Source organism: Pantoea sp. ME81 (genome assembly GCF_903970985.1).
Lineage (GTDB): Bacteria > Pseudomonadota > Gammaproteobacteria > Enterobacterales > Enterobacteriaceae > Pantoea > Pantoea communis.
This window is the reverse complement of the sequence record NZ_CAJCKS010000182.1, coordinates 1-9,098: the sequence shown is the minus strand read 5'-3', so window position 1 is coordinate 9,098 and position 9,098 is coordinate 1. Positions and strand designations below refer to the sequence as shown.

Below are 9,098 nucleotides of genomic sequence, written 5' to 3'. Positions count from 1 at the left end.
TTGCTGGCCACAGAGGAGACCGGGAAAATACCGGCCCGTTTGCGATCTTCCGGCACCAGGCTCATGCCCATACGAATACGTTCGGCCGTTGGCAAGCGTGTGGGTAACGGTTTGCTGTCCAGCCACAGTTTGCCGAGATAGTTGCGCTGGCTGCCGAGCAGGCACTCAAACAACTCGGTGCGCCCCGCGCCCATCAGGCCATAAATGCCGACGATCTCCCCGGCGCGCACATTGAAACTGACATCGTCCACCAGCGTATTGCCATGGGCACTGACACAGGTGATGTGCTCGGCTTCCAGCACCGCCGCCCCGAACTGACGATTAGGCGGCAGAAAGATGCAGCAACTGCGCTATGCGCAGTCGTTGTAGCCAGATTAATCATTGTTTCCAGGGCGCGAACCAACCGAGGCCCGCTTCGGTGCGACCGCGTGGGAAATACTCGCAGCCGACCCAGCCGTCATAGCCGACTTCATCCAGCAGGCTGAACAGGTACGGATAGTTGATTTCGCCTTCGTCTGGTTCGTGACGATGCGGCGCAGAAGCGATCTGAATATGGCGATAGCGCCCGGCGTACTCGCGAATCAGATGGCTGAGATTGCCGTCCACCAGCTGCGCATGGAACAGATCCAACTGCGTAAACACGTTCGGACGATCGATACGTTCCATCATCGCCAGCGTTTGATACTGGCTGGAGTAGAGATAGTTCGGCTTCGTCATCGGGTTCAGCGCTTCCAGCAGCAGGCGAATACCGTGCGGCGCAAAACGCTCAGCGGCGTAATGCATATTGCGCACAAAGGTCTCTTCGTAAGCGGCATGATCGGCACCGTTGGGCACTGTCGCCGCCATCACATGCACCTGCGGGCAGTTGAGCGCCAGTGCATATTCCAGCGCACGATCGATATCGGCACGCGCCTCTTCTTCACGGCCAGGAATCGCGGATACGCCCCACTCCCCGGCCTGCACGTTTCCGGCTGCGGTGTTGAACAGCACCAACTCCAGATGATGTTTCTCCAGCTCGGCTTTGATCACCTCGGCCGGATAGTCATACGGGAACAGAAACTCAACGGCACGGAAACCGGCGTTCGCCGCTGCGGCAAAGCGTTCAATAAACGGCACTTCGCCGAACTGCGTGGATAAATTGGCTGCAAACTTAGGCATCAGTAATTCCTCAATTCCGCCACTTCGCCATCAGTCAGATAACGAATAGAGCGGTCGCCGAGCGTGAACATCAGACGCGCGGTCTCTTCCAGTTCTTCAGTGTTATTCGCGGCTTCACGTAGCGATTTACCCACCACTACCGGGCCGTGATTGGCCAGCAGGAAAGCGTTGTAACGTGGCGCGAGCTGCGCAAGATCTTCAGCCAGGCGGTCATCACCCGGTTTGTAATAAGGTACGACCGGCACATCGCCCACGCGCATCACCACATAGGGCGTGAACGGGCGAATGCAGTTTTCGCTGTCGAGATCGTTGAGGCACGAAAGCGCCGTCAGATAGTGACTGTGCAGATGCACCACCGCTTTACAGGCGGGATTGTTTAGATAGAGCGCGCGGTGAAACGCCACTTCCTTAGAAGGCTTGTCACCCGAAATCCACTCGCCCTGCATCGTCACTTTTGACAGGCGGTCGGCCTGCAGTTCGCCGAGGCAAGAGCCGGTAGGTGTCGCCAGCAGATTGCCATCTTCCAGCAACAGTGAAAGATTGCCGGCTGAACCGGTGGCGTAACCGCGCTGGAAAAAGGAGGCGCCCAGTTGCACCATCTCTTCGCGTGCTTGTTGTTCGGTCATGCTGAAAACTCCGTTTGTGCGCGGGCAAAGAATTGTTCGTCGCCAAAGTTGCCTGACTTCAGGGCCAGCGACAGCGGCTGCTGGATGTCACGCACCCACGGCACGCCAGGGGAGATCATCGGGCCGATGTGGAAGGCCGTTACGCCCAGGCTTTGTGCCACCACGCCAGAGGTTTCGCCACCGGCGACGATAAAGCGCTGCCAGCCGCGTGATTTCAGTTCACGGGTGACGGCGGCAAACAAGTGCTCAACCGCTTCGCTGCTGCGTGCCGCGCCATACTGCTGTTGAATTGCCTGCAGTTGCTGGGCATCGGCAGTGGCAAATAGCAAAGGTGCAAGAGGCTGTTGGTTATTCGCGGCAACCCAATCGCACAGTTCCTGCGCGTAGCCTTCAGCATCGTCGAGGCAGCGCTCAACCAGCACTTCATGTGATGGCGCCTGCTGGCGATAAGCCTGTACCTGACGATTGGTCATCTGTGAGCAAGAGCCAGAAATCACCACCGCACGTTCGCCCTGTGGACGTCCGGCTTGCTCGGCATCGCTGTTTTGCTGCTGAGTGGCCCAGGCGCGTGCGATACCGATTGCCAGGCCGGAACCGCCGGTCACCAGCACGGTTTCTTTCAGCGCTTCGCCCTGGGTTAGCAGATGCTGCTCGTTGAGCGCATCCAGCACCACGTAGTTGATGCCCTGCGCTTTCAGCTCACCCAGCTGTTCACGAACCGCTTCCGCGCCTTTGTCCAGCTGAGCAGCATTGATCACCGCCGCCTGCCCTTTCGCCTGGCGCGTCATCAGACGCACCAGATTGCTGTCGGTCATTGGTGTCACCGGATGATGACGCATGCCCGATTCAGACAGCAGCTGGTCGGCAACAAACAGATAGCCTTGATACACGGTACGACCGTTTACCGGCAGCGAGGGTGAGATCACCGTTTGCGTCTCGCCCAGTGCGGCCAGCAGTGCATCGGTCACCGGGCCGATATTGCCGTGTTCGGTGCTGTCGAAGGTCGAGCAATATTTGAAGTAAAAACGATCGCAACCCTGCTGTTGCAGCCACGCCAGCGCTGCCAGAGACTGATCGATTGCCTGCTGTGCCGGGCAAGAACGTGACTTCAGGCTGATGACAATCGCCTGCGCGCTCACATCGTCATGACCTTCCGGCACGCCGTTGAACTGAATGGTAGGCAGACCGTTCTGTACCAGGAAGCTGGCAATGTCCGTTGCACCGGTAAAGTCGTCTGCAATCACGCCTAAACGCATGGTTACTTCTCCTTTGACTCGGGCAGCGTGATGCCGCTGAAAATCTTGATGACTGCGCTGTCATCTTCGCGGCCGTAGCCAGCATTACTCGCTTCGGTGAACATGTTGAGTGCGGTAGACGCCAGCGGCAGCGGGAAATGCAATGATTTCGCGGTATCGGCCACCAGGTTGAGATCTTTCACAAAGATATCGACGGCAGATTTTGGTGAGTAATCACCGTCTACCACATGACGCATGCGGTTCTCAAACATCCACGAGTTACCCGCAGCGTTGGTCACCACGTCATACATGGTGTCGAGTGGAATGCCTGCGCGCGCAGCCAGCGCCATCGCTTCTGCACCCACCGCAATATGCACGCCCGCCAGCAGCTGGTGAATGATTTTGACCGTTGAACCCAGGCCAATTTCACTGCCCACGCGATACACTTTGGCAGCAACCGCATCCAGTACCGGCTTCAACAGGGCAAAGGCTTCATCGCTGCCGGACGCCATCACGGTCATCTCGCCGACGGCGGCTTTAGCTGCACCGCCCGATACCGGCGCATCCAGCATCAGCAGTTTATGTTGTGCCAGTTGCTGTTCAATCGCCTGTGCATCCTGTGAAGAAATGGTGGAAGAGACCATTACCACGGTGCCCGGCTTGAGTTGTGCCGCCAGACCGGTTTCACCAAACAAAATCGCTTTGACCTGCGCGGCGTTCACCACCAGCAGCAGTACGGCATCCAACTCTTGCGCGAAGCTGGCAGCGGAAGTCTGTGCATCGCGCGCACCCGCCTGGCGCAGGGTTTCCAGCGCCTGCGGATTTAAATCAACGCCCCAGGTGTTCAATCCAGCGCGAATACAGGACTGCGCTGCGCCCATGCCCATGGAACCCAAACCAATGACGCCAATGTTATTCACGGTTGCTGACACAGCACACCTCCGTTGTTAATTTAAGTGATATTTTGTTCAATGGTGTTAATTCTGCCGCAGTTACTGGTGGAGAAACGTGCGGCAAATCACAAAAATTAACTTACACGCACAGCATATAACATCGATTCACACCTCTGAATCCCAGCGGGAACCCTGTTCTGGCGGGATGTTTGCTAACATTTGCCTGGGATAAATTGTGCTGCAGGCTGTGAATTGATGCCTTACAATGTGAAAAATTGGTAATTCAGGGAGAGCGATGTGATTCCGGTAGAACGTCATCAACAAATTTTAGCGCTGGTTGCCGAACGCGGCGTGGTGAGCATTGCCGAGCTGACCGAGCGTTTAGGCGTATCACATATGACGATACGCCGTGATGTGCAAAAACTGGAGGAGCAAGGTGCCGTGCTGTCGGTTTCGGGCGGCGTGCGCTCGGCCGATCGTCTGGCGGCCGAGCCATCACATCTGGCGAAAACCAGCATGTACAGCAGTGAAAAGATGGCGATTGGTCAGTTTGCTGCGCGCCACATCCCCCGCAACAGCTGCATTTATCTCGATGCAGGCACCACCACGCTGGCGCTGGCTCGCGAACTGGTCGAGCGAGACGATTTACTGGTGGTCACCAATGATTTCGTAATCGCCCGTTTATTGATGGAGAGCAGCGGCTGCAAGCTGATTCACACTGGTGGCACCGTATGTCGCGAGAATCGCTCCAGCGTCGGCGAAGCGGCGGCGAGAAGTCTGCGCATGCTGGCGATTGATATCGCCTTTATTTCCGCATCCTGCTGGGGGCCGCGCGGCTTGTTTACGCCGGATGAAGATAAGGTGCCGGTCAAGCTGGCGGCCAGCGATGTCAGCAGTAAGCGCGTACTGTTGAGCGACAGCTCGAAATACAACAAGATTGCCACCCATCTGGCATTACCGCTGGAGCGCTTCGATACCCTCGTAACCGATACAGAATTAAGTAAAGCGGGACGCGAGACGTTGAGTGCGGGGAGTTGGGAGTTGGTGCTGGCGGGTTAAGTTTGCTGGTCTAAAAGCAAAAGGTCGCCAATATGGCGACCTTTTGCATACGACACGAAGTCTTTATCCGCTGCGCATAATGCGCAACGAAAATTACACTTCTTCGCTGAACTGCGGAACCGGATTGCGGAAGGTGCGAGTAACAAACGCCAGGTAAATAATACCGACCGCTGCCCACACCAGGCCGAGCACCATCGAGGTCTCTTCCAGGTTGATCCACAGTGCACCCACTGTCAAAGCACCCATCACTGGCAGCACCAGATAGTTGAGGTGATCTTTCAGCGTCTTGTTACGCTTTTCACGGATCCAGAACTGCGCAATCACTGACAGGTTGACGAAGGTGAATGCCACCAGCGCACCGAAGTTGATCAGCGCAGTGGCGGTCACCAGGTCGAAGTTAATCGCCAGCAGTGCCACAGCGCCCACCAACAGCACGTTCAGCGACGGCGTGCGGTATTTCGGATGCACGAAGCCAAAGAAACGCTGCGGGAACACGCCATCACGGCCCATCACATACATCAGACGGGAAACGCCAGCGTGTGCCGCCATACCGGAAGCCAGTACGGTAACCACAGAGAAAATCAGGATGCCGATCTGCAAGGCTTTACCTGCCACGAACAGCATGATTTCAGGCTGTGAAGAGTCCGGATTCTGGAAACGCGAGATGTCCGGGAAGTACAACTGCAGGAAGTAAGACACACCGATAAAGATCACACCACCAATCAGCGCGGTCAGGAAAATCGCGCGCGGGATAGTACGTTCTGCATCTTTGGTCTCTTCTGACAGCGAACTGATGCCATCAAAGCCGAGGAACGAGAAGCAAAGTATGGTTGCACCGGTAATCATCGGCACCACATGGGCATTCTCAGACCAGAAAGGCTTGCTGCTGGTCAATGTTCCTGCGCCAACACCGTGCGCCACACCGTAAACCACCATACCAGTAATCACCACCATCACCACAACCTGCAGCACGACGATCACGCTGTTGAAGTTGGCAACGGTTTTGATACCACGGAGGTTAGAGATGGTCATAAAGGCCACTAGCAACACCACGAAAATCCACGACGGAATGCCCGGCACCAGCGTCTCAAAGTAGCTTTTCGCCAGCAGGATGTTGATCATCGGCATGAACAAATAGTCCAGCAGTGATGACCAGCCCACCATAAAGCCGACGTGCGGACTGATAGCCTTCTGAGCATAGGTGTAAGCGGAGCCCGCAGATGGGAAGCGGCGTACCAGCTTGCCGTAGCTCACGGCAGTAAACAGTATCGCGATCAGCGCGAAAGCATAAGCGGTGGCGACGTGGCCGTCGGTCAATCCAGAGACGATACCGAAAGTATCAAACAGGGTCATTGGCTGCATATACGCCAGGCCCATCATGACAACCGGGATCAAGGTCAGGGATTTTTTCAGGTGTGCACGCTGTGGTGCGGCGGTGTTAAGCGACATTGTTCAGGCCCCCAACAGAGGTGATCTGCGGGATACTGCGCAAAGTGCTGCAGTGAGAAGTGATATTAGTGTTTGCGATTGTCGCCGCGCCGTAATCATCACGAAAGCGAGAACCAGCTTGCGCCGGTGCAATTGTAAACAGCCCCATCTTTGTTTTCCTCAAATCTCACGCACAACGCGTGTTGTCAGTATTTATCTATCCGGATGCGTGTCCGGCCTCGGTAATTTGTGTGTGTACTGCAATCTGCAAAAAAATAACCGACGTGATAAGCGTCGGTTATGTTTCGTATTTTGCAGGGGACGTATTCTGCCCCAACTTATGCCATCGGCACAAGACGTTAGCGAAATTCTTCTGCGAGTCAGGCGTTCTTCAGCATCCAGTCAATCTCCGTGGCGGTGATAAGCCGTTCAAACTGCATTAACTCGTTCTGTTTGCAGCTGTGCCACACGCCGCTGAAATGCTCACCCAGCAGTTTTTGCAGAGGATAGCTATTCTCGAATTCATACAGCGCATCGCTCTGTCGCACCGGCAATGGCAACCCTTCTGCCTCATGTCCATTGCCCTGCACCGCATGCGGTAAGGGTAGCTGATTATCCAGACCGTGCAAAATACCGGCAAGAATTGTTGACACGACCAGGTAAGGATTTGCATCCGCACCGGCCACACGATACTCCACGCGATGGTTATCCACATCGCCGCAGGGAATACGTAAAGCAACGGTGCGATTGTTGTGCCCCCAGGAGGCCTGTAACGGCACGTAGGCTTCCGGTAAGAAGCGGCGATAAGCATTCACGTTCGGTGCCAGCAGCGCCATTGAAGCCGGCATTAAATCGATCATCCCGGCTAGTGCGCGTTTTAACAGCGGCGAATCGCTACCGTCGTCGAGTGAAAAGGCATTATGATCGGCCGCATCCAGCATGCTGATGTGCACATGCATGCCGCTGCCCGCGTACTCTTCATAGGGCTTGGCCATAAAGGTCGCTGTCATGCCATGATTTTCAGCCACCTGGCGCACCAGACGTTTGAGCAAAATGGCATGATCGCAGGCTTTTAATACATCACGGGTGTGATGCAGATTGATCTCAAACTGGCCCGGCGAGGCTTCCGCCAGCGCACCATCAGCGGGTATGCCCTGCTGTTTGGCAATATCGTCGATATCACGCAGAACATCAGCGAAATGGTCGAGATTATCCACCGAATAAACCTGACTCTGCATATTACGTTCGTCACTGCCCGGCGCACAGGGTGGCTGGATGTACCCTTCCGCATCGCGCTTTTTATCGACCAGATAGAACTCCAGCTCTACCGCTACCACCGGGAATAGCCCTCGATTGCGTAGCTGCTGCCACAAGCGATTAAGGACATTGCGGGGTTCAACGTCAAAGGGAGTGCCATCTTGGTTACACATTGTCAGCAGCAATTGCGCAATGCGTTCAGGATCGGCGGCAGAAGGAATTAAAGTTCCGGGAACCGGGATACAGAGGTTGTCGGGTTCGCCCAGTGACTGTCCGAGTCCGGCTTCTTCGACGGTATTTCCAAGGATATCCATGGCGAAAACCGAGGCCGGGAAGTAACACCCTTTTTCCAGTTTTGCCAATGCAGAGATGGGAATGCGCTTACCGCGAAAGACCCCATTTAAATCATTAAGAAGAATATCGACATACTGCGTTTCAGGATGGCGTTCCAGCCAGGATTTAACCTCCAGCTGGAACGCGCTTGTTCGTTTCTCTTCACTGTGCCGCGTGAAGTCTTCTACTTCTACGAGGTTCGTCATGTTCCCACCCGCCCTTTACCGTTTAGTATTGGTTCGCGCAATGCTCAAAATAACAGCCACTCTTCTAACATAGCGCTAACGCAAAAAGTGTGCAAATGTAACAATTCTGTTGAAAGAACGAACAACCGGTTGCTAGATTGACATTATATTGCACACTTTTCAGGCCGGATGTGCAAAAACGGTGAAAATATTGAACAGCAACGCGGAGACGTTATGGGCATTATTTTTGACAAACCCTTGATTGGCGTAGTGATGTGTCAGAACCACATCGGCAGCCATCTCGGGCAAACGGTTCACAATAAGTATCTCGATGCCATCGTGCTTGCCGGTGGTGTTCCCTTGCCTTTGCCGCATCAACTGATGCATGCCCCTCATCTATTAGAAAACAGTATGACGCTGCTGGACGGCATTTTGCTTACCGGCAGCCCGAGTAATATCGAACCCTGGCATTACGGTGAAGAAGGTAAAGAGGAGCATGCCGATCCGGCGCGTGACCGCCTCGCCTTCGGCATCATCACTCATGCGATTGGCAAAAAGATGCCGATTTTCGGTATTTGCCGTGGCTTGCAAGAATTAGTGGTGGCCAACGGGGGTTCCCTGTATCGCCAGCTGCATATGACGCATCTGTTTCAGGAGCATCGTGAAGATGATGCGCTGCCGCTCGAACAGCAATATGCGCCGGTGCATGAGGTTCAGCCTGAAGCGGAAGGTTTGTTGAGCCAGGTGCTTGGCAGCGCGCAATCCTTTGCCGTGAACTCTCTACATGGACAAGGCATCCGCGAACCCGGCCCGCAGCTGCGTATTGAAGCGCGTGCGCCTGATGGGCTGATTGAAGCGGTGAGTTTGCGCCAGCACCCGTTTGCACTTGCGGTGCAGTGGCATCCGGAGTGGCACTCCGATCAC

Annotated in this window: 8 protein-coding genes and 1 pseudogene; 2 read left to right on the top strand and 7 right to left on the bottom strand. The window is 55.2% G+C overall.

The window, feature by feature from the left end; genetic code table 11:
• From H7A81_RS22920 to ltnD, 5 genes and pseudogenes are all read right to left on the bottom strand, one after another.
• A pseudogene (locus H7A81_RS22920) lies at window positions 1-335 on the bottom strand (ATP-binding cassette domain-containing protein); the annotation flags it as partial.
• Window positions 336-378: 43 nt separating this feature from the next.
• The gene (locus H7A81_RS22915) at window positions 379-1,158 is read right to left on the bottom strand and encodes an HPr family phosphocarrier protein (protein WP_182058812.1); all 780 of its coding nucleotides are present in this window, start codon (window positions 1,156-1,158) and stop codon (window positions 379-381) included.
• On the bottom strand, window positions 1,158-1,784 hold the full coding sequence (locus H7A81_RS22910; RefSeq protein WP_034824702.1) for an aldolase: 627 nt from the start codon (window positions 1,782-1,784) through the stop codon (window positions 1,158-1,160). Before H7A81_RS22910 ends, H7A81_RS22915 begins: the two co-directional genes overlap by 1 nt.
• The gene (otnK, locus tag H7A81_RS22905; protein ID WP_166932099.1) at window positions 1,781-3,040 is read right to left on the bottom strand and encodes a 3-oxo-tetronate kinase; all 1,260 of its coding nucleotides are present in this window, start codon (window positions 3,038-3,040) and stop codon (window positions 1,781-1,783) included. Before otnK ends, H7A81_RS22910 begins: the two co-directional genes overlap by 4 nt.
• A gap of 2 nt (window positions 3,041-3,042) precedes the next feature.
• Window positions 3,043-3,951, bottom strand: coding sequence for an L-threonate dehydrogenase (gene ltnD, locus H7A81_RS22900; protein WP_166932098.1), 909 nt, complete (start codon window positions 3,949-3,951; stop codon window positions 3,043-3,045).
• A 258-nt stretch (window positions 3,952-4,209) separates the two neighbouring features.
• Here ltnD and ygbI point away from each other — a divergent pair, with 258 nt between their 5' ends.
• Window positions 4,210-4,971: a DNA-binding transcriptional repressor YgbI gene (ygbI, locus tag H7A81_RS22895; RefSeq protein WP_045815211.1), complete on the top strand. Its 762-nt coding sequence runs from the start codon at window positions 4,210-4,212 to the stop codon at window positions 4,969-4,971.
• A 93-nt stretch (window positions 4,972-5,064) separates the two neighbouring features.
• On the opposite strand, the gene H7A81_RS22890 is transcribed toward ygbI, so the two are convergent.
• Together H7A81_RS22890 and H7A81_RS22885 are read right to left on the bottom strand one after the other, a co-directional pair.
• Entirely contained in the window at window positions 5,065-6,420 is a 1,356-nt protein-coding gene (locus tag H7A81_RS22890) for an APC family permease (RefSeq protein ID WP_058962044.1), read from the bottom strand.
• Between the two features lie 359 nt (window positions 6,421-6,779).
• A complete protein-coding gene (locus tag H7A81_RS22885; RefSeq protein WP_034824710.1) occupies window positions 6,780-8,195 on the bottom strand; it encodes a glutamine synthetase family protein in 1,416 nt (471 codons plus the stop codon).
• Between the two features lie 213 nt (window positions 8,196-8,408).
• On the opposite strand from H7A81_RS22885, the gene puuD reads away from it, so the two are divergent.
• The coding region (gene puuD / locus H7A81_RS22880) for a gamma-glutamyl-gamma-aminobutyrate hydrolase (protein ID WP_182058811.1) at window positions 8,409-9,098 on the top strand (690 nt) is incomplete at its 3' end.

What these genes read in the sequence shown, in the direction of transcription:
- H7A81_RS22915 (WP_182058812.1), bottom strand. Translation starts at nt 1,158, where the DNA reads ATGCCTAAGTTTGCAGCCAATTTATCCACGCAGTTCGGCGAAGTGCCG.
- H7A81_RS22910 (WP_034824702.1), bottom strand. Translation starts at nt 1,784, where the DNA reads ATGACCGAACAACAAGCACGCGAAGAGATGGTGCAACTGGGCGCCTCC.
- otnK (WP_166932099.1), bottom strand. Translation starts at nt 3,040, where the DNA reads ATGCGTTTAGGCGTGATTGCAGACGACTTTACCGGTGCAACGGACATT.
- H7A81_RS22890 (WP_058962044.1), bottom strand. Translation starts at nt 6,420, where the DNA reads ATGTCGCTTAACACCGCCGCACCACAGCGTGCACACCTGAAAAAATCC.
- H7A81_RS22885 (WP_034824710.1), bottom strand. Translation starts at nt 8,195, where the DNA reads ATGACGAACCTCGTAGAAGTAGAAGACTTCACGCGGCACAGTGAAGAG.